This window comes from Thermoanaerobaculia bacterium, from assembly GCA_018057705.1.
In the GTDB taxonomy this organism is placed as follows: Bacteria; Acidobacteriota; Thermoanaerobaculia; order Multivoradales; family JAGPDF01; genus JAGPDF01.
In genome coordinates this window covers 1-20,526 of sequence record JAGPDF010000081.1, presented here as the reverse complement: position 1 = coordinate 20,526, position 20,526 = coordinate 1, and the positions used below count along the sequence as shown (strand labels likewise).

Here is a 20,526-nt window from a genome sequence, read left to right as displayed (position 1 = left end):
CCTGCTGGCCGGCGGTGGGTCGGATCGAGTTCGATGGCACCGCCTACCGTCTGCGCGACTCGGGACGCTGGGACGAAGGCTGGCAGATGTTCTTCGCCCACTGGGCCGGCTTCCCGCTCGGCCCCGATATGCCGAACCGGGCGCTCTTCGAAGAGTTCCACGCCCGGGGCAACGCGCGGGTGAAGCGGATAGAGTCACCGGACTCCGATGGCTGACTTCGCCTCCCCCGCCGTGATGGATCGACCGTTCGCCGACATGCGGACGTTTCTGGCGTTCCTGCAGGAGCGCGGCTTCGTTCCGGGATTCGCCGTCGACGTCGGCGCCCATCGCGGGCACTGGACCGAGATGCTGAAGGGCATCTTCCCCGAGGTGGAGGTCCTGCTGATCGAGCCGCAACCGGAGCTCGCCGGGGCGCTCGACGAGCTTTGCGCCCGGCTTCCAGGGTTGCGCTGGGTCGCGACCGCCGCCGGGGCCCGCGAGGAGACCCGCCTGCAGACGATCTGGGAGGACCTCCAGGGTTCCTCCTTCCTGCCGCGCCACGACCCGGCGCGCGAAGCGCGCGGGGAACAGCGCCCGGCACCGGTGCGCCGCCTCGACGATCTGCTCGCCGAGTCCGGCGGCCGGGCGCCCGACCTGGTCAAGCTGGACGTGCAGGGCTTCGAGCTCGAGGTCTTGCGCGGCTGCCCGTCGATCTTCGGCAAAACCGAAGTCTTCGTCCTCGAGACATCCCTCTACGCCTTTCTCGACGACATCCCGCTGTTGCGCGAGGTGATCGAGTTCATGGCCGAGCGCGGGTACGAGATCTACGACATCGCCGGCCAGATCCGGCGCCCGATCGACGGCGCCCTGGGGCAGCTCGACATCGCCTTCGCGCGCCGCAACGGCTTCCTCCGCCAGCACGACCTCTGGTAGTTCGCCCGCCGACCGGCGGCCCAAATAGCCAAAGGGCCGGCTCCTCACGGAACCGGCCCCCGGTGCAACCGTCGGCTGGGGGTTCACCCCGGCCGACGCGATCGTTCAGCTGCTTAGCGGTACGACTCGTACTCGTCGAAGTCCAGCTTGCCACCGCCGCTCGTCCCAGCGCCGAAGCTATCGAAGTCGAAGAAGCCGGCCTGGACGAAATCGGTCTGGAAATTGCTGTCGTTGATGTCCGTGCGCTGGAGGAAGAACGTGCCCGGATTGTCGGTGCGCTCGCAGCGGAAGATCCCGTTGCTCGGACCGGTCGCCTTCGTCCACTCGCAACGAACCTGGAAGTCGCCAGCGCTGTGGTAACCGCTGAAGAAGAACCCGCCAACGAACTCATAGACGCTGCTGTTGGTGTAGGTCCAGGCCGCGAAGCGCCAGTTGCCAGTGGTCGCCTGTCGCTGCAGGAAAAGGATCTTGTGGGGGGTGCCGGCAGATGCGTCGTCGCCCATGTTAAGGAAGCGGAAGTTCCGACCGGCACCGCTCAACGGGGCATCCAGGGACTGGTTGCGAAGACGGAAACGGATTTCCATGTGGGTCTCGTCCGTCGGATGGCTGCTCTGGACATAGACCGCATTGTTGTCGCCCGCGTTCGGTCCGACGGTGACCGCCAAGCCGAAGTTGGTGGCGTTGAGCGCGGCGCCCGCGTTCACCACCAGCGAGTTGACGGCCGAAGCCGGAGCGGCGGCGACCAAAAGGCCAACCGCCAGGACCATGACTACCAAGCTGAGCTTCTTCATCGTTTTCTCCCTTTCAGATTCAGTCGGTGACGCGAACTACGCCACGATTACGCTTTTTTGGCTCATTCCATCCGGCTACCTAGTAGGGGGGAGTCGTAAACGGCCTCCCTGTTCCCACCGTCCCGTCAATCATCTTCACCGCCCCCGAACCGGGAACGGAGACTGCGGGCGACGCGGCGCAACCGGCTTTCCGCTCCCGCCCGATACTCTCCGGATGGAGGCTCTGCCGGAAGGAGCGATCCACGGAGCTTTAGACTGAGGGCCTCGGCCATGAAATGCGGATTCTCGGCCCGGACGAGGCCTCGCGCGCGCCTCGAACCTGGCCGGGTGAAGACCGAAAAACAGTCGCAGCGGTCGACCCCCCCCCAATCCACGATCTCCTGCGCGATGCAGACCAGCCCCTCGGCGTCACAGGCCGCCACGAACGCTTCCGCCGAAACCGACTCGGCACGCCAATGCAGGTTCTTGGAGCCCGGAACCGCCGCCAAGACGGCGGCGAAGTTCGAGTGATGGATGAACCCGACGCCGTCGACGGACAGTTTCGCGGCCAGCTCCCGCAGATAGACAGTGAGCTCCGGCAACTCGCAGTGCACGAGCGAGTCGAAACTGAAGGCGAAGTCAACCGAGCCATCGCGGACCATCGACAGGTTCCGCCCGTCGTTCTGGAAGCACCTCACCTCCGCGTCACCGGCGAATTTCGCCCGGCACGCCGCAATGGCCGTCGCGGAGAGGTCGACCAGAATGAGACGCCGGGCGTATCGACGCAGTTGCACCGACCACCGCCCGGCGCCACAGGCGATCTCGAGGACGGTACCGCCAGGAAGGTAGGGTCGAATCCGCGGCAGGATCGCTCCCTTCCACTGCGAGACGCTACCGCCCCAGACTTCTGACCATTCCTCGCCGCCACCGGACCAGTCGTACGTCTCCCAGTGGTGGCGGTTCTCCTCAACAGTTCCCATGGCGCTCGCTCTCCCCCTGCCGGTCTCCGCAGATCAATGAAGATAGCCCAGCGCCCGGAGATCCTCACGCAACTTCTCATCCGAGCGCTCGCCTTTCGCGGCAGGGAGCGCGCCCTGCCAAACGAGATTCAGCTCCAGGGCGCCGCCCACCGCTCCGGCAACGGCCCCCGGACAGGCTGGCAACTCCAGCTGCCGCCGCTGCCCCCCGCGCAACTGGTCGACTGTCGCCGCGATGGCCGTGAAAGCCTTGCGCTCCGGACAGGCTTCGGGCGACACCTCGACGGTGAGCTCGATCTCGCGCCGTTGGGTGCGTTCGAACTGGAGTTCCAGCCGCCCATGCGTCGGGATCTGCGTAGACAAATATCCGATGTCCTGCCAGTCCAAGCTCGCACCGCCCACGACCGGGCTCTTCACACTCGTCGGATCGATCAGGTCGGAAAGGATCGCGACCTTGGCGGGGCGCTCCGAGCGGTTCTCGAGCTTGAAGCGCAGGCCGCTGGCATCGCGGGCGTAAGGCTGCTGTAACTGGCGCACCATGCGCTCCGCTTCGGCGGGCGTCGGGGCCTCCGCCAGCGCGATTTCCTCGAAGCCCGCGTGCCGGAACCACAGGAGATCACCGGCGATCGGTCTCCAGACACTGTTCCTCCAGTCGAGCTTGAGCCCTCCCGGAGACACGAGCGAGAGACCATGGTTCGTCAGTCCGGAATAGGCCCACGCCGGCCGGCCGGCCGGCTCATCTTCTCCGGCGAGCAGAGGCTGGAGAGACTGCGCGTCGATCCCCGCCGGCACCTCCGCGCCCGCGAGCTCGAGCAACGTTGGAAAGAGATCGAACAGCCGCACCTGGGAGGCGACGTCGCGACCCTGCCGCGCTCCAGGAAGAACGACGACCAGAGGTACGAGTAGATTGTTGAGCGCGAGATTGGCATGTCCGGCCCTCCCACCCTCGCCCAGCGACTCACCATGATCCGAGAAGATCACCACGATCGTGTCACGCACGAAGGGCGGTTCGGAGAGCCGACGCAGGAACGGCGAGAGGTGATCGTCTACGTAGGCAATGGCGCTGTCGTAGAGATCGATCGGCAGATTCGCCAGCTCCGGCGCGAGCGGCACGGCCGGCTTGCCGTCCGCCGCGCGCGTTACGGAGTGCCCATTGCCCAGAAAGCCCTTGCGGACCAGGTCGGTGTCGGGCACGATGTCGACGACGAGATCGTCCCGCAGACGGCTCATCTGGCCGAAATAAGGCTGACGCGCGGGATTGGGTGTGTGAATCTCATAGGTGTGAAGGAAGAGGAGGAACGGATCGCCAGTGCCGCCGGCGCTGCCCGGACTCCGCCCGTCCGAGAATTCCAGGCTGTCCAGCCACTTGTCCGCGCGTTCGAGATTCGATTCGAGCTCTTCTGTTCGCGTCTCTTTCGACGCCCAGTATGCGAAGCTCTCGAAACCCTTCGCCAGGCCGTAGATCGGATGCACGAAGCCGCCGCCTGTGAAGGCCTGCGTCCTGTAGCCGGCGGCGAGAAGGCGCTCCGCGAGGAAGTCGAAGGCCGACGCGTCGATCGTCAGGTTGTTGTAGTTCCCCGGGTGACGAAAAGCCTCGATGCCCGTGAACAGGGAGAAGTGGGACGGCAGCGTCCAACCAGAGGGCGCTACGACCTGGCGAAAGACGGTAGCGTTGCGCTCGCGCGCCCAACTGTCCAGACGGGGCGTCGTCGGTCGCGCGTAACCGTAGAGCGAAAGGTGGTCGGCGCGCAGGGTATCGAGCGAGATGAGCACGATGTTCGGGCGCCCCGAGCGAAACTCGGGCGAGGATATCCGCGGCGAGCTCCAGACACCTACGAATGCCGCGTCGCCCGGGGGATCGGGGGTCGCCGAAAGTGCGACCTGGCGCAGCCCGCTCCCCGCCGCCGCAAGATCGATCGCGAGATCGACCCACCCTCCGGCAAGCTCCGCAGCACCGACGACTCGTTCGAAGAGAATCCGCGGGTCCTCGCCGATACCAGCCACTGTCGCGCGCAACCGAACTGCCGTGGAGCGTCCGGCGAGACGGCCGAAGCCGGTGGTGAGCCGGGCCGAGCTCGGCAGGACCAGGCTCTTCTCGATCTGACCGGCTGCCGGCTGCACCAGGACGTCGCGCGCTTCGTCGGCGAGCGTGGCCTTCCAGGCAACGCGGGCAGCGACAGCGAGGCGCTCGGAGTCGAGCCGCGCACGGCCGATACAAAGGTCGGTGAGTGTCACCAACTCCCCGGCCACCGTCGTGGGCTCGATCTCGAGGCGGACCGGTTCACCAGGCGGGAGCCTTCCCGAGAGATCGAAGAAGAACTGGTTGCGGATCGTGCCAGCGCCGAGCGACTTGGGGAGCTCGAAGTTGCCCGCCGGGGCGGGCGATCCCGGAACCGTCCAGCGCACACGCACATTGCCCCTGCGGACCCCTGCGACAGCCAGACGCACGGCATCGATCTCTCCCGGGCCGAAGGTGCGGTCGATGACCAGGCGTGGAGCGAGCTCTCCGCCACGCACCGTCAGGCCCTGGCCGCTCTCGTTCTCGAGCGGAAAAGCGTCGGCAAGTGTGAGGCCGTCCCCCGGACGCCGACCCTCGAAGGTCGAGCCGACGAGGCACTCGACGTCGGAGAGCTGGGCGACCATGAGTTCGTCGGCCGGGGCTCCTTCGATCCAGCGCAGACCTCCGGCCGGTTCCGCCGGCGTGGAACGGCAGGCAGCCGCAGCCAGGGTGAGCGCTGCGAGCAGGAGTGCGAGCATCAGGCGCGGCAACGACGCGCCAACCTGAAGATCGGGGATTTCGGGTATCTTCATTGCAGGTATCCTAGGGCGCGCAGGGACGCCTCGACTTCGGGTGGAAGTTGAACCTTCTCACGCTCCAGCAGCGTCGCGGCAGGACGGTCGCGACTCCACCGCCGCAGCTTCGCGAGGAGGGGGCGCAGTTCCTCCGGCGCCCCGACTGCCAGATCGTGCTGCTCATCGCGGTCCTCGCGGTAGCGATAGAGCTCGGCACGGCCGCTCGCCAGCGAGACGATCAGGTGATGGGTCCCGTCCACCCAGGAGCGCTGCACGCCGAAGAACGGGGACTCGAGCACCGCCGTCGACTCCGTCCCAGCGCCGGCTCCGTCCGGGGCCGCCCCCGAGATCTCTGCGAGGAGCGAGCGCCCTTCCATCGCGGCTTCGGAAGGCGAGGCCGCGTCCGGGGTCGCGGGAACAGCTACGCCCGCCAGTTCGAGGAGCGTGGGCGCGAGATCGATCGTTTCGACGACCGCCGCAACGCTCGCGCCGCGCTCGAGCCCGGGGCCGGCGAGCAGCAGCGGCACGCGCGTCACCGACGTGTAGAGCTTCTCGTGCAGGAGCGAGCCGTGTTCGCCGAACTCCTCGCCGTGGTCGGAGACCACCGCGACGACCGTCGAGTCGGCGAGGCCGAGCTCCGCGAGCGCCGCCATCAGACGCCCGAACCACTCGTCCACATAGGCGATCTCGCCGTCGTAGAGCGCCTCGGCGTAGGCCAGATCGTTCTCCGGCAGGCGCACCGGCGCCGGCCCGTACTGCGACAGGCGCACCGCCTCGAGCGCCTCGCTGGTCGGCGCAAAGCCGGGCGAGGGCGGCGCGACGAGCTGCGCGAAACGACCGTGGAAAGGCTCCGGCGGCGCGTACGGCGTGTGCACGTCATAGGTGTGCAGGAAGAGGAAGAAGCGCTCGGTGCGGTGGCGCTCCAGCCACTCGCGGATGCGAGGCTCGCCCTCTCTCACGCCACCGCCGTTCAGGTCGAAGTAGGTCGCGAACCCCTGGTCGAGGCCGAAATGCGCCTTGAGATAGCCGCCGTCGACGAACGCCCCGGTCGTGAAGCCCGCCGCCGCGAAGCGCTCGGCGAGCGTCACCCGCTCGGGCGCGAGACGGTCGCCATCGTGCAGGACCAGGTGCCGGCTCGGATAGAGCGAGGTGAGAATCGAAGTCTGCGACGGCAGGGTATAGGGCGCCTGGCTGAACGCCCACTCGAAGCGCACGCCGCGCCGGGCGAAGGCGTCGAGATTCGGTGAGGTCGCGCGCTCGTAGCCGTAGGTGCCCAGATGATCGGCGCGCAGGGTATCGATGTCGACGACGATGACGGAGCGGGCGCGCGCCGCCTCGGGAGCGCCCCCGCGACAGGCCGGGAGCACCGTGAGGACGAGGATGCCCAGCAGGAGCCGCCCCCTCATGAGCGGGCTCGCGCGCCAAGCGAACCAGGGATCACCGGGAGCGCGGCCAGTCGGTCAAGTCGCGAACGCTCGCCTCCGAGACGAGCCGGCGGGGGTCCAGCAACCCGAGGTCGCGGACGACGTCGCGCTCGAGCGTGTAGGTGAGCTCGGGGTTCGCGGTGCAGACTGCACAATAGGGTGCCTCTTCGGCCGGAGTCGAACCCTTCTCCCGGCCGTAGGCCTCGCGATCGGCGAAGGCCAGCCGGGAGAGTCGGTAGTCGGACTGGTTGAAAGTCTGCCCCTGCAAATCCGGATAGGTGCCGTAGACGCGGTTCGACCCCTGCTCGGGCGTCATGCAGCAGGGCATCACCCGGTTGCGCGCGTCGATCGTGAGGCTCTGGTAGAGCCAGGCGCAGGTCGCGGAACGGCTCCGGCTCGGCTCCTCGAGCGGCCCGCTCTGCACGCGCTCCGCCCAGGTCCGCGCGAACTCGCGTTCGATCTCGGCGGCGGGCAGGGCGACCTGGCGCCAGTCGTCGAGCGGACCCTTGAAGGTCGCCCCCGGCCGCAGGAGGTGAATCCCCTCGCGCTCCGAGCGTGCGATGCGGATCTCGGGGTCGTCCCAGTCGACGGCGAACGGCGTGGTGATCGAGATCTGGTCCACGCCGACGTCGGCAGCGACGCGGATCGCCTCGTCGACCTCGTGCAGGTTGTGCTCGAAGGTGAGGAAGCGCCAGAGAACGTAGGGCACGTTCGACCCGCTGCGCTCACGGGCCGCGAGGAGCCTCCGGGTGTTGTCGAGCACCAGGGAGAGGTCGCCGCCGCGCCGAAAGCGGGCGTAGATCTCCTGCGAGGCGCCGTCGATCGACAGAAAGAGGAAGTTCAGCCCGCATCCGACCAGCGCCTCGACGTCGACCGGCAACGAGAAGTTGGTCGACATGCAGGTGTGCAGCAGATAGTCCTTGGCGGCGCGGATCATCGCCGGCGTGCGCTTGTTGAGCATCGGCTCGCCGTAGTTGTAGAACACCGCTCCGAAGGCCGTCGGCCCGAGCTCGCGGAGAAACGGATCGTACGTCGCCGGGGAGAGCAGGCCGCCCGGCCAGTCGTAGCGCGCCGAGAGGTCCTTGTTCGCCGTGTGCACGCAGCCCGGGCAGGAGAGATGGCAGTTGTTCGCCGGGTCGAGCATGAGCTGCACCGGACGCGACGCGAGGGCCGTGTGGCGATGGCCGAAGTGATAGCGCGCAACCGCGAGGTTGACGATCTTGAGCGCCATCAACCGGCCGAACAGATCGGAGCCGTAGGCCTCGCCGAGACGCCGAGCGACCTCCCGCTGGGCTTCGTCGGCGAAGGCGAGAAAGGCGCCCTTCGACGTCTCGCCGGGAGCGCGCTCGAGGAGCTCACGCACGATCGCTTCGGCGTCGAGCGCCGTCAGGGTGCCCACCGGAGGTATTTGCGGTGTCGTCATGCGACCGCGACCTCGGCCGAGGGCTTCCGGCGGTGGCAGTTGAGGGCTCCGCAGTTCAGCGTGCAGACATCCATCACGGCGCGATCGGCGGCGGCCTTGCGGCCGCTCCAGAGCTCCGCGAGGGAGCTGCTCCGGGCGTTGCCGACGAACGGATCGTCGAGGATGCGCTGGGTGTTGAAGCAGAGGGCGCCGTCGCCGCGCGCGTCGACGATCAGGTTGGTGTGGTGCGAGCCGCAGATCGGCTCTTCGGTCGTGAAGTCGGGGTCGTCGACGTAGCGCAGGATCCAGTCGAGGTCGGCCGGGCGTTTGACCAGAAAGCTGCCCGCCGGATCGAGCTCGGTCAAGAAGCGGGTGAAGAGCTCGCGGGCCTGCGCTTTCTCTTCCGGCGTGTGCCAGAAGTGCTTCTCGAAGAAGGCGTCGCGGCTCGCGTGGGCGTTGGCGAAGGTCCGCGCCAGCACCTGCAGGTCGACGTGCTGCGCGCCCTGCGCACGGCAGAACTCGACGAAGTCGGGAAAGAGAGGCAGGTTCTCCTTGAACAGCACGCCGGTCACGCAGAGGCGGAAGCTCTCCGGAGCCCACCGGTCGCGCGCCTCGGCGAGCAGGCGAATGGCGCGCGTCGCCTCGTCGTAGGCCACCGGCAGGCCGCGGGTGAAGTTGTGCCACTCTGCCAGGTGACTGTCGAGCGACACCGCGCAGAAGGTGACGCCGGAGGTCACGAGGGCCTGCGCCGCCTCGGGAGTGTCGATCCGCGAGCCGTTGGTCATGATGACGCACGGCAGCCCGGCGTCGCGGCAGGCCCCGGCGACCGCCAGGAGCTCCGCCATGTCGAGCGTCACCTCGCCGCCCGGGAGGACCACCGTCCCCTGCGGGTTCAGGCGCGCGAACTCCTGCACGAGCTCGATCCGGCGCTCGCGGGAGAGGGCGTCGGGGCCCTGCTCGTGCATCCAGATATGGCAGTGCCGGCAGCGGTAGTTGCAGATGTCGCTCACCGGCAGCGACAGATAGAGCATCGCGGGCGGGGTGACGATGGGGTCGAAGGCTTCGGACAATGGAGGTCTCTCGGCGGGCCGGCGCAGCGAGGGACCGGCCGCAAACGAAAGCCGCGGCCGCAGCCTCGAGGGAGCGCCAACTCGGGGCGGTAGGATACCGGAATGCCCGGTCGCCCGAAAGCCGCGCTCCCGTCGCCGCGCCGCCTGCGGGCCAGCGGCGCGGCTCCCGGGGCGGCTGGCACCGCAGTCGGCGCCGCAGTCGGCAGCAGCTCGCTCGGCTCCGCGGCGATCTCGCCCGGCGAAGCGGCCGGCACCGCGCTGGCCACGGTACGCAAACGGTTCATTCGAAGGGCGTTGCGGGGTGGGCGCGGGCTTCTCGCCGGGCTCGGACTGGGAGCCTTGCTGGCGGGCGCCAGCGGGGCGGCGGCCGCCGTTTCCGCGGATTCCGCAGCGGCGGTCGAGCGGTTTCGGCAGCAGGTCCGGGAGCTTCTGGCCCCGAAGGCGACCAAGGGGGTCTTCGCCGGCCGGGACGGTTGGCTCTTCCTGCGCTCGGAGATCCAGGGCGCCGCCGGTCTCGGCCCCTGGCCGGTGCCCAACGAGTCGTCCGGGAAGCCGCCCGACACTCCCCTCGACGCCGAGCGGACGGACGCGCTCCTCGCCGTGGGAGATTTCGCGGGCCAACTCCGCCGACGCGGGCTCCCGCTGCTCGTCGTCCGGATTCCGCCGAAGTTCGAGATCTACGCCGACTACCTGCTGGCCGACGCCGACCCGGTCGCGCTCGACCTCGGGCACGAGCAGCGTCTCTGGCTCGCCGAGCTCGAACGCCGGGGAATCGAGGTGCTCGACCTCGGGCCGACCTTCAGGGCCGAACGCCGCCGCAGCCCCGAGCCGCTCTACGCCGCTCAGGACACCCACTGGAGCCCGTGGTCGGCACAGGTCGCGGCGCGCGAGATCGCGACCCGCTTGGTGCACAGCGGAGCTCCCCGGGGCCCGGGCCTGGCGCTCACCGTCGAGCGTTCGACCCGCGACGACTGCGGCGATCTCTGGGGGAAGCTGAAAGCCCCGCGCCCGCCCTGCGTCCCGCTGGCTCTCTACTCCCAGCGACCGAAGGTCTTTGGAGCGAGCGGAGCCGGCGTCGAGACGGTGGCACGCACGAGCCCGATCCTGCTGCTCGGCGACAGCAGCTCGGTGGTCTACCACGACGCCCACCGCGCCGGCCTCGTCGATCACCTGGCGAGCGCCATGGGCCAGCCCATCGACCTGCTCGCAGTGACCGCCGGCGGCGCCAACGGCACCCGCGAGGCACTCGCCCGCCGCGAGAACGGCCTCGCCGGCAAGAAGATCGTCGTCTGGGTGATCTCGGGCCGGCTGCTCTACGAGTATCCGGCGTGGGAGCGGATCCAAGTCTCGCCGGAGGCGGTGCCGGCGCCGCCTGGCCGCCAGGGTGCCGCGGGCGGGCGACGAACCGCCTCGGATAGGATTCCCTCCCAATGAATGAAATCCCGGATCGGCTCGCGGCGCTCGCCGACGGCTACTTCTACCATTCGATCGACCTGCCGGGCCTGCCGACGATCGACGGCGCCTGGGATCTGCGACCGAACGTCGACGCCTACCTGGGCGGCGTCGATCTCAAGGGCAAGCGCGTTCTCGAGGTCGGCGCCGCCAATGGCTTTCTCTCCTTTCACATGGAGGGCCGGGGCGCCGACGTCGTGCCGTTCGATCTCTCGCCCGATCGCCTCGGCGACATCATGACCTTCCCGGGCCTCGACCGGGAGTCGTTCGAGGGCAGGTATCGCGAGGTGGTCGAAGGACTCAACCGGGCCTGGTGGCATGCGCGGCACGCCTTCGGTTCGGCGCTCACCCTGCGCCACGCCACGGCCTACGAGATTCCGGCCGACCTCCCGCCGGTCGACGTCACGACCTTCGGGTCGATCCTCCTGCACCTGCGCGACCCCTACTCGGCTCTCGCCGCCGCCGCCCGGGTGACCCGCGAGCGCATCATCGTGACCGAGCTCCTCATGCCCCCCTTCCGCACGACGACCCGGCTGGACGGCTTCGTGCGCCGCCTGCCGTCGCACTCCGCGACCCTGGCGCGGTCGCACGGCATGGCCTTCAATCCGACCCGCAATCACGACCCGAGTGCCTGGTGGAGTTTCTCGCCCGGGGCGATCGAGGACCTGCTCTCGGCCGTCGGCTTCGGCCGGGCGAAGACGACCTATCACCGCCAGCTCTTCCGGCCGGAGTTCGCCCCCTGGGGTCCGACGGCCTTGCGGACCTACAGCGGCCCGACGGGGTCGGAACATCTCTTCACCCTGGTGGCCGAGCGCGGCTGAGCCCCCGAGGGGTCGGCTCTAGGGCGAGGAGCTGCTCCATTCGGCGAAATCGCCGCTTTCGAAGCCGTCGCGCAAGAGCTCGAATCGAAGAATGGCGTGGTTGTCGGCGCTGCGCCGAAACTGCGGCCAGGGCTGGCGCGCACCGATGGCGGCGGCCCCGAAACTCCACGAGGAGAGCAGCCCGGTGAGCGGACTGGCGTCGATGCCGGCCGCCACGAGCTCGGCGGCGCCGTCGCCGTCGATGTCGCCGATGCCGATCGACTGCACCGGTCCGCCGGTGACCAGCGCCCATTGCGAGGGCGGATCGGGGCAGGCGTCCGTGCGTGTCAGCTGAACGCCCGCAGTACTCCAGACCACGGTCTCCCAGACCGAAGGCAGGGCGATCTCGAGCCCCCCGACGCCGTCGAGATCGGCGACGACCGGCGAGGCCGAGGTACCGAAAAAGCTCGAGGTGTCGCAGGTCGCCGGCGTCTGCGGTCGCTTGGGCCAGCCGGCGAGGATCGCGCCGTTGCCGCCCAACGCGTACACCCAGCCCTCGGGGGTCGTCGGCGGCTCGACCTTTTGCAGGGTGTTGAACACCACTTCGAGGTCGAAGTCGCCGTCGAAGTCGGCGAGTGCCGGTGAACCGAAGACGTAGCGATCGGCCGGCAGGACGACCGGCCAGCCGGGCAGCAGGGCGCCGAACCGGTCGAGGGCGTAGACCGCCTCGGTGACCAGATGCGTCGCGCCCTCCGGCGCGCAGATCGGCCGGTCCCAGCACCAGCCGGCGCCGACGACGATGTCCAGCCAGCCGTCGCCGTTGATGTCCCCCAGCGCCGGCGAAGAGTCGACCGTCTCGTCGATGAAGTACGGAAAGCCCGGCATCTCGCTCGCGAGGTTGTTGCGGAAGGCATGGATCAGGCCGCCGTCACCCACCGGGCCCGCGACGGGATTCGCTGGCGCGCCGATGACGATCTCGGGGATGCCGTCGCGGTCGAGGTCACCGATCGCCGGCGACGACCACGGTGTGTCGGACAGCATCACCTGATTCTTGAGCGAGCAGTCGTGGTTGATCACCCGGACCTTGAAGTCCCAGGAGCCGAAGACGATCTCCTTCAGCCCCCCGTCGTCGAAGTCGAGGTCGGCGAGCGCCGGGCTCGAGAAGACCCCCGCCCCGGTGGCGAAATGGCACTGGAATCCGCCCGTGTGGCTGAGCACCGTGACCCCCGGGGTGGTCCCCACCTGCAGCGTCGAGCCGGCGCCCACGACCACTTCGGGAAATCCGTCGCCGTCGATGTCGGCCACCGCAGGCTTGCCGCCGATCCCGGTGTCGCCGGTGTCGTACTGCCAGAGCAGGAGGCCGTTCCCCCGATAGGCGTAGACCCTGCCGTCGTTGCCGCCGAAGATGATCTCGTTCTCGAAGTCGCCGTCGAGGTCGGCGAAGACCGGCGGGCCCAGATAGTTGGCCCCGGCGCCGACCGCCACGGGGAAGCCGGGCGTAGGCGTAGGAAAGACGCCGGCCCGGGCCCGGGTCGGAGCGCACAAGAGGGCAAAGACGACCAGCGCTCCGGAGGCAAATCGCTGCAGTGTCGGATGAAGTGGATGTCGAAGGTGTTTCGCTTGGACCACGCGCGTCCTCCTGAGCCGGTCAGCTTACCGCTGTTCGGTGCCAGGGAAGGTGCACCGGGTTACCAGCTCGGCGACCGGTCGCCCGAAATCTCGCGGACGGCGCCGTCGACAACGACGCTCTCGAGGTCCTCTCCGCGAATCTCTCCCTCCCTCTCGCCCGAATTCGGCCTAGGCCCCGGGCGCGATTGGGCGCCCCTGCAGGCGCTCGACGGCCGCCGGATGATCGCGATCGCCGTTCCACCGAATCCAGCAGACGGCCTCGGGGATCCTCCGCGTCGTGATCCACCAGCGCAGGCCCTCGCGCAGGTCCGCTCCGCCATTCGACACCTGCTCCACGGCCTCCTTCAGGCGCCATTGCGGCGGGGCACCTCCCGAATAGCCGTTGATCGTCGGAACCCCCGTCTCCATCGCGGCCCACATCGCGTCCAGATGAACGTGGTGCGGGAGCTCTTCGGGATTGCTGGAGGAGTAAAAAAAAGCGCTGCAATCCGGAGGAATCCGCTGCGCGAGCCCCATCGTGGTCTCGCGGACCGGCTGCCGGTGGTAGGTCTCGGGCGTCTGCACCTGTTCGAGGACGACCAGCGCCGCGATCGGCACGAGCCAGGCGCGAAAGCGCCGCGATTCTTCGAGGCGGCGCCAGGCGAGAGCGAGGCAGAGTGCCAACGGCAACAAGCCGACGACAGCGAGGCGACCGACGGCGCGGATGGCGGTCGCTCCGGGCACGAGCTCGTAGACCCCGCGCCAGAGCGACCCGTCGCCGGGCCATCGCGTCGCGAGAAGCACCGCGAGCCCGAAGGCGAGGACCAGGAGGCGCAACGGCCCCTCCCGACGCCGCAGAGCGAGGGCAGCCCCCCAAAACACCAGCGCCCAGGTGAGAAAGCCCAGCCCCAGGCGGTGCGTCCACTCGAAGGGGAGCGCCGGACCCCAGAACCGGTCTGTCAGAGACCCGTAGAGGAGGCTCCCCGGCCCGAGATTCAACCAGGATTCGGGTCGCGGCAGCAGTTGCAAGACGACCGCGAGCGGCCGCGCGCCGACCAGTTTGGCCGCCGCCAGATAGTGCGCGGCGAGCGGCCAGGCGGCGACGGCGACGACCAGCGCGCCCCCGGCCCAGGCGAACGGTTCCCGCCGCAACTCGGCGAGCAGCCGCTCGCGTGCATGCTCTTGCGTGAGCGCAATCGCGGCGGCGAGCGCGACGAGGAAGCCGAGAAACCACGCGTGATAGACCCCGGCGTAGAGCTGCAGCAGGCAGGAAAGCCAGAACAGGGCGATCCATCCTCGTCCACCACGGCGCTCTGCGAAGATGGCGACGAGGGCCGCGAAGGCAGCCACACCGAAGAAGCCCGCCGTCATCTGAAGGTGGTTGAGTCCCACCGCTCGCGGACTGGAAAAGGCGAACAAGAAGGCACCCGCAGTCGATGCGCCGATCCCGAAGCCCCCGAACCGCTTCGCGAGCAGGTAGAAGGCGGCGAAGTTCAACGTCGACAGCGCGAGCGCCAGCACTGCGAAGGCCTTCTGCGGTTCGAGCCCGGCAAGTCGCGCGGCAGCGTAGACCGGCTGCAGCCCGAGCAGGACCTCGGTATAGGCAGCGACGTTCGGTTCGGGATGGAAAAACGGCGGCGACCAGTAGTCCGCGTGGGCGCGATCGCCGCGCAGCCAGCGATAGCCGTGCTCGAGCACCCAGTTGTTCAGGCGGTCGTCGCCCGGCTCGCCGATGACGACTTCGAAGCCGCTCAGGATCTCCTGTCGGTGCAACAGGAAGAGGCCGCCAACACCGACCATCGCGACGAACAGCAGGTGCCGGTATCGTCTGCCTGACGAAGAAAGGAGAGCGCCTTCGGCGTTCACCTCGCGAATATCGCGGCAGGCGGGTGGCGGCGTCCGCAGGCGGACTCAACGGCGAGGTGACCCGGCGCCAGCTCGAGGTCGGGTACGCCGGTCATCGCTTTTCGAGGATGACCAGGTCCTGGTAGTTCTGCATGCCGCCCTCGAGGATCTCGAGCACGCGGAAATAGTCGGACCAGACGCGGCGCGTCCAGGCTGGCGACTGGAAGACGCCGCGGTAGTAGCCCGCCGGGGCGATTCCCTGCAGCGCGACGTCTTCGCCGGCGTCGATGAAGCCCTTCGCCCGCACGTCGAAGGTGCCCGGGCGCCGCCGCCAGCTGAAACCGCGCGACGGCTGGAGCTTCGGGAAGGCGAAGCGCGCCGCGAAGGGGCCGTGCACCGAGGCGAGCAGAAGCCCGCCCGGCGCCAGCAGGCGATTCAACTCCGCGAGCCAGAGACGCTGCCGATCGGGATCGAGGTGCGAAAAGACCGAATAGCCGAGGATCAGTGGAAAGCGGGCATCCGGGTACGGGGTGGGCGGCTGGGGATCGATCGTCCGGAAGCTCCCCGTGGAGAGGTGCTCCGAACACCAGGCGATCGCCTCGCCATCGATGTCGCAGCCGTGCACCTCGAGCGCAGGATGGGCGCGCAGGAAGCAGCGCGTGACGCGCCCGCAACCGCAGCCCCAGTCGAGCATCCGTGGGATCGACTGCCAGTCGCGATGCCGAGCGACGGCGTCGAAGAACTCGGTGTAGGAACGCACGCCGTCGGCATCGAAGAAGCGCGGATCGGGAGAGCCGTTCACGCGCTGCATGAGCGCCGGCGGCGGCGTCGGGAGCTGCTCGAACTCGGACGCGATCGTGGTCCGGATCGAGGTGAGAACCCGCTGTCCCTGCCGGGCCTCGACCAGCACCTGCTGGCGCCCCTGCCGACGCGGCACCTCCACGGCGAAGCCCGAAGCGCCGGCGTGGGGAATCCAGTCGAAGATTCTGGCCACGTCCTCGCGCAGCGTGGGCACGAGCTCGCAGAGAGCCACCCCGTCGATCGAAAGCGCCACCGCGGTCGTCGCGAGATCCGGATGACAGATCCAGCCGGAGAGTCTCCAGAGGTCGCCGTGCAGCTCCATCGTCTCGAAATGACCACGGCCGGGGCCGATCGGGCTCATCTACGGCTCCTTGGGCGTGCGCATGGGGGCAGGCCGATGTATCGGTTCGGTGTTCACGGTGCGAGCGCCTCGAGGCGGGCCGCGATCTTCTCGGCGGCGTGGCGCCAGGTCCACTTGGCGGCCATCTCGCGCGCCGCGGCGGCGCCCTTGGCGCGCGCTTCGTCCTGATTTTCGAAGACGTGGCGCAAGAGCGTCCGGAGATGCTCTTCGTCGGCTTGCGCCCAACGGAAACCGGCGTAGTAGGGGCACTTCGCGACCGCGGGCACGGTCGCCGCGACCGCCAGGCGGTAGGAGATCGCGTCGTGCACGAACTCGGTGTGCGAGCTCCAGTCCGAGGCGATCGTCGGCAGGCCGCAGGCCATCGCCTCCATCAGCGGCATGTCCCAGCCTTCGCCCCGCGACACGGCGAGGAAGCAGTCGGCCGACCGGTAGAGCATCGGCAGCTCGGCGTGCGGGAAGTCGAGATTCAGCAGATAGGAGATCTTGCCGCCCTGCGGCCGGAGCCCGAGGTTGCGGATCTCACTCTTCAGCTTGAGGAGAGGATCGCGGTTGCTGATCTTGCACAACAGCCGCACCGGCTCGTCGGCCCGGAAGGTGTCGTTGAAGGCGCGCAGCAGGAGCCACGGATCCTTGCGCTCGCCCCACTCGAAGTTGGCCAGGAAGACGAACTCGCCGGTCGGGCTCGCGAGGCGCCGCGCGCCGGGATGGAAATACTCGGTGTCGACGCCGAGCGGAATAAGGTGAATCGGGCGCTTCAGGCCCGAGGCGAGGAACCCCCGGCGATTGAACTCCGAAGGCACCCAGATCTCGTCCATCTCGTTCGCCTGCTCGACCCAGTCGCGCGGGAAGCCGTCGACTTCGAGCATCGTGAACCCGACCTTCACCTTGCCGGTGGCGCGCCTAAAGACGTCGCCCTGGCCGTAGACGACCGAGACCCCCGACGTCGCATGCCCGCGCGGCAGCTCCCGGCCGCGCACCACGTTGAGGTAGTAATCGCCGGTGTTCTCGGGCTCCTCCACCTGGAACGGCGAGCCCTTGCCGTAGACGTAGCGATAGGCGCAGCGCACCCCGAGGTGGTGATCGAGCTCGTGCAGATAGGCGCGGCTGCTGCGCGCGTAGCCGGTCGGAAAGTTGAGGATCGACTGCCAGACGAGGTCGCGCCGGTAGCGTCCGTCGAGGTCCTGCTGCCACTTGCCGCGGAAGACCTCGCGGCTGCGCTCGAAGAGCGCCATCCTGCGGCCGTCGTTGCCGGCAGTCGAGCCGTGCTCATCGTGGACCACTTCGGAGTCGCCTGCATAGAGGGTTCGGAAGCCGGCCTTACGGGCGCGCAGGCAGTAGTCGGTATCCTCGAAATACGATTCGTAGTCTTCCGCGAGCCCGCCGATGGCGTCGATCACCGGGCGTTTGAGGTAGGCCACCGCGAAGGTGATGCCCTCGACGTTCCGGCGGCCCGTGAACTGACCGACGTTGCGCTCGAGCGCGCCGATCTGCTGCCCCCACATGGTGTCGGGCAGGATGTAGGTACCGGCGTGGAGGAGCCTGCCGTCGGAGAGGACCTGCCGGCACCCGACGATGCCGACCTCCGGCGAGGAATGCGCCGCCCTGCGCAGCCGCTGCAGCCAGTCGCGGCGCGGGAACTCGAGATCGTTGTTGAGCAGCACGATGTCGTTTCCGGCCGGCGCCGCGGCGATGCCGGCGTTGTTGCCACGGACAAAACCGCGATTCGACGGCAGTGCGAGCACGCGCAGCCCGGCGTAGGCAGCGAGCTCCCCGGGGGTGCCGTCGGTCGAGCCGTTGTCGACCACGAGCAGCTCGGCGCCCGCGAGATCGCTGGCGAGGAGCGTCGCGAGACAGCGCCGGGTGAGCTCCCAACGGTTCCAGGTCAGCAGGACCAGGGTGACCGGAGGCAGCTCGACGCGATCCTCTTCGGGGTTCGGGTTCCAGGTCACTCGGCCGGTCCGTTCGCGCGCCCGGGCGGGCGGGAGCCCTTGACGCGCAGCTCGCCGGGCGGCGCCGCCGGCGACGGCGTGAGTGAGGCCCAGAGATCCTCGAGCGTCGCCTCGATGTGCGCCGGCTGGATCACCGTCGTCTCGGTCCAGAACTCCAGCTGGTGAGCCATCTGCGGCAGCGGCGGGAGACCGTCCGCGATCCGCGCCAGCTGGACGAGGTCGCCGGGAGAGAGCGTCGCCTGCAGCAGGCGGAGCTCGCGCGAGCGCCGTTCGAGAGCCCGTTCGAGCGTCGTGATCCGCCCTTCGAGACGGGCGATGTTCGTCCGCAGAGCGTCGGCATCGGCTGCGTCGGAGAATCCTGCGACGCCGGCATCGATCCCGGCCCTCCTGTCGCGCTCGGCCACGACCTACCAGCCCCGCCCGACGAGGCGCAGCAGGCGCTGCATCAGCTTCCAGCTGCGCGAATGCAGCACGGCCTCGCGAAAGCGCACGAGCTCCGCGAGCTGCGACTCGAGCTCCGGCAGGTCGCGCCGCGAGCCGGAGCGCGCGTCGGCCGCCGGCAGATCGGCCTCGTCGGAGGTGAGCGCGATCCGGCTGAGGCGATCCGAACGCTCCAAACGCTCGCGTGCCGCGAGAGCCGCCTCGAAGGCCGCGCCTTCGAGCTCGCCCGCGCGCCGCGCGAGATCCAGGGTCCCGAGATCGTTCATGAAGAGCCGGATCCTATCGCGAGCGGCCGGCCGGGGCCGCGATTCGACGCTCCGAACCGGATCCGGCGGCGCTGGACGACCCGGAGGCAGGGGACCTGGAGACGAGTCTGAGGGTGGCGCGACCGGTATACTTTTTCGGTGTCTCGCGGGCGAAACCTGTTCCTGGCGGCCTGTTTTCTGCTTGCCGTCGGAGCGGCTGCGGAAGTTGCTGCGCGGTTGGCGCTCGCGCTCACCGGAGAGCGGACGGGCGGCCTCGCGGGCCTTCGCTCTGACAGGAAGGGCGTCGCCTCGGGCCAGGTCGAAGGCGCTCCGGCAGACCCCGGCGCGGCGCGCCTGCTGACCAGGGGCATCTCGCTTCATCCATTTCTCGGCTACGTCCAGACGCCACGGCAGGTCGGCCCGACCTGGATGGCGCGCCACCACCTCCCGATCAACGACCTTGGCTTCATCGACGACAAGCCGTCGCTGCAGCGGCGCTCGCGAGAGCGCCGCATCATCGCCATCACGGGAGGTTCGGTCGCCTACTACTTCGGATCCGAAGGGACGGAGCGGTTGCGCGAACGCCTCGCTACCGTCCCCGCCTTCGCCGATCGCGAGCTCGTTTTCGTCCGCCTCGCGCTCGGCGGCTTCAAGCAACCCCAGCAACTCGCGACCCTGACTTACCTTCTCGCCCTCGGCGGCGAGTTCGACTATCTGATCAACCTCGACGGATTCAACGAGGTCGCGCTCTACCCGCTCGAGGGTCGGCCCATCGGCGCCCACCCGGCCTATCCTCGCGCCTGGCCCCGGCTCGTCGAAGCGAAGGCCTCTCCCGATCGCCTCCGGGCGCTCGGCGCCCAGTCCTTCTGGCTCGAACGACGGCAGCGCTGGGCGAGACTCCTGTCGGGACCGGGACTCGACCGCACGGCCATCTCCGCGATGATCTGGGCGGCGGGAGACCGCTGGCTCCGTGGCCACGTCGAGGCGGCGAATGCCGCCCTCGTCGGCCCCGCAGAAGGCGAACGCCTGAGCTTCTCGGCTCTCGGGCAGGCACGGGACGCGGGCGGCTCCCCCGGCTCCGGCAACCCCGAGAGCCCCGCCAGTGCCCAGGCGATGTACGCCGAGCTGGCAGCGCTCTGGGAGCGCTCCTCTCAACAACTCGCCAACCTGTGCCGGGCTAACGGTATCGAGTACTTCCACTTCCTCCAACCGAACCAGTACCTCCCCGGCTCGAAGCCTCTCGGAACTCTGGAACGGCGGGTCGCGATCGATCCGGATTCGCCTTATGCCGCCGCGATCGCCGGCGGTTATCCACAGCTGCGCGCTGCAGGAAGCCGCCTCGCGGCAACCGGAGTGCGCTTCGCCGACCTGACGCAACTTTTCTCCGGCGTCGAAGCGCCGCTCTACGAAGACTCGTGTTGCCACCTGAACCCCGCCGGAAACCGGCGTCTGGCGGAGGCGATCGCCGACCGGATCGCAGCAACGATACCGGCGCCGAGGAACTCTCCGGCCGCGGTGGCGACTCCGCAGTAGCCGTCGATCAGGGAGCCCGGCGGACGAGCTCGTCGAGCTGGCGGGCGATGCGCTCCGGATCGTGGATCTCGCGGACGATCCGGGCGCCGATCGCGGCGCGCGCGCTCGCCGCCACCGGATTCGCGATCAGGCCGTGCAGGGTC

Annotated in this window: 17 protein-coding genes; 5 read left to right on the top strand and 12 right to left on the bottom strand. The window is 69.0% G+C overall.

Annotation, left to right across the window (positions count from 1 at the left end; all coding sequences use genetic code 11):
* Together KBI44_18215 and KBI44_18210 are read left to right on the top strand one after the other, a co-directional pair.
* Nucleotides 1-215, top strand: a 215-nt coding sequence (locus KBI44_18215; GenBank protein MBP9146420.1) for a hypothetical protein, incomplete at its 5' end; no start/stop codon positions are given.
* Nucleotides 208-912 carry an FkbM family methyltransferase gene (locus tag KBI44_18210; protein ID MBP9146419.1) on the top strand — a complete coding sequence of 235 codons (705 nt, stop codon included), beginning with the start codon at nucleotides 208-210 and terminating at the stop codon, nucleotides 910-912. The genes KBI44_18215 and KBI44_18210, both read left to right, overlap by 8 nt.
* A 113-nt stretch (nucleotides 913-1,025) precedes the next feature.
* Here the strand turns inward: KBI44_18210 and KBI44_18205 are convergent, their stop codons facing one another.
* The 6 genes from KBI44_18205 to KBI44_18180 all read right to left on the bottom strand — a co-directional run bounded on the left by KBI44_18205 (nucleotide 1,026) and on the right by KBI44_18180 (nucleotide 9,348).
* The gene (locus KBI44_18205) at nucleotides 1,026-1,703 is read right to left on the bottom strand and encodes a hypothetical protein (protein ID MBP9146418.1); all 678 of its coding nucleotides are present in this window, start codon (nucleotides 1,701-1,703) and stop codon (nucleotides 1,026-1,028) included.
* A gap of 125 nt (nucleotides 1,704-1,828) precedes the next feature.
* Entirely contained in the window at nucleotides 1,829-2,662 is an 834-nt protein-coding gene (locus tag KBI44_18200) for a class I SAM-dependent methyltransferase (protein MBP9146417.1), read from the bottom strand.
* 33 nt (nucleotides 2,663-2,695) lie between these two features.
* Nucleotides 2,696-5,470 carry a sulfatase gene (locus KBI44_18195; protein MBP9146416.1) on the bottom strand — a complete coding sequence of 925 codons (2,775 nt, stop codon included), beginning with the start codon at nucleotides 5,468-5,470 and terminating at the stop codon, nucleotides 2,696-2,698.
* On the bottom strand, nucleotides 5,467-6,858 hold the full coding sequence (locus tag KBI44_18190) for a sulfatase (protein MBP9146415.1): 1,392 nt from the start codon (nucleotides 6,856-6,858) through the stop codon (nucleotides 5,467-5,469). The genes KBI44_18195 and KBI44_18190 overlap by 4 nt, the downstream gene beginning before the upstream one ends.
* A gap of 31 nt (nucleotides 6,859-6,889) precedes the next feature.
* Nucleotides 6,890-8,299, bottom strand: coding sequence for a radical SAM protein (locus KBI44_18185; protein ID MBP9146414.1), 1,410 nt, complete (start codon nucleotides 8,297-8,299; stop codon nucleotides 6,890-6,892).
* Nucleotides 8,296-9,348, bottom strand: coding sequence for a radical SAM protein (locus tag KBI44_18180; GenBank protein ID MBP9146413.1), 1,053 nt, complete (start codon nucleotides 9,346-9,348; stop codon nucleotides 8,296-8,298). The genes KBI44_18185 and KBI44_18180 overlap by 4 nt, the downstream gene beginning before the upstream one ends.
* Nucleotides 9,349-9,450: 102 nt before the next feature.
* Here KBI44_18180 and KBI44_18175 point away from each other — a divergent pair, with 102 nt between their 5' ends.
* Together KBI44_18175 and KBI44_18170 are read left to right on the top strand one after the other, a co-directional pair.
* Complete coding sequence (locus KBI44_18175) at nucleotides 9,451-10,782, top strand: hypothetical protein (GenBank protein MBP9146412.1); 1,332 nt, start codon at nucleotides 9,451-9,453, stop codon at nucleotides 10,780-10,782.
* Nucleotides 10,779-11,621 (top strand): hypothetical protein, encoded by an 843-nt coding sequence (locus KBI44_18170; GenBank protein MBP9146411.1) that lies wholly within the window; start codon nucleotides 10,779-10,781, stop codon nucleotides 11,619-11,621. The genes KBI44_18175 and KBI44_18170 overlap by 4 nt, the downstream gene beginning before the upstream one ends.
* Nucleotides 11,622-11,639: 18 nt before the next feature.
* Here KBI44_18170 and KBI44_18165 read toward each other — a convergent pair whose 3' ends face one another.
* The 6 genes from KBI44_18165 to KBI44_18140 form a co-directional block, all read right to left on the bottom strand.
* A complete protein-coding gene (locus tag KBI44_18165; protein ID MBP9146410.1) occupies nucleotides 11,640-13,229 on the bottom strand; it encodes a VCBS repeat-containing protein in 1,590 nt (529 codons plus the stop codon).
* Between the two features lie 168 nt (nucleotides 13,230-13,397).
* Nucleotides 13,398-15,074, bottom strand: a complete 1,677-nt coding sequence (locus tag KBI44_18160; GenBank protein MBP9146409.1) for a hypothetical protein — start codon at nucleotides 15,072-15,074, stop codon at nucleotides 13,398-13,400.
* Between the two features lie 91 nt (nucleotides 15,075-15,165).
* Nucleotides 15,166-16,215 (bottom strand): class I SAM-dependent methyltransferase, encoded by a 1,050-nt coding sequence (locus KBI44_18155; GenBank protein ID MBP9146408.1) that lies wholly within the window; start codon nucleotides 16,213-16,215, stop codon nucleotides 15,166-15,168.
* 53 nt (nucleotides 16,216-16,268) lie between these two features.
* Complete coding sequence (locus KBI44_18150; protein ID MBP9146407.1) at nucleotides 16,269-18,125, bottom strand: glycosyltransferase; 1,857 nt, start codon at nucleotides 18,123-18,125, stop codon at nucleotides 16,269-16,271.
* Nucleotides 18,126-18,160: 35 nt separating this feature from the next.
* On the bottom strand, nucleotides 18,161-18,568 hold the full coding sequence (locus KBI44_18145) for a hypothetical protein (GenBank protein MBP9146406.1): 408 nt from the start codon (nucleotides 18,566-18,568) through the stop codon (nucleotides 18,161-18,163).
* Nucleotides 18,569-18,571: 3 nt separating this feature from the next.
* Nucleotides 18,572-18,871 (bottom strand): hypothetical protein, encoded by a 300-nt coding sequence (locus tag KBI44_18140; protein ID MBP9146405.1) that lies wholly within the window; start codon nucleotides 18,869-18,871, stop codon nucleotides 18,572-18,574.
* Between the two features lie 138 nt (nucleotides 18,872-19,009).
* On the opposite strand from KBI44_18140, the gene KBI44_18135 reads away from it, so the two are divergent.
* On the top strand, nucleotides 19,010-20,383 hold the full coding sequence (locus KBI44_18135; protein ID MBP9146404.1) for a hypothetical protein: 1,374 nt from the start codon (nucleotides 19,010-19,012) through the stop codon (nucleotides 20,381-20,383).
* Nucleotides 20,384-20,526 lie beyond the last annotated feature (143 nt).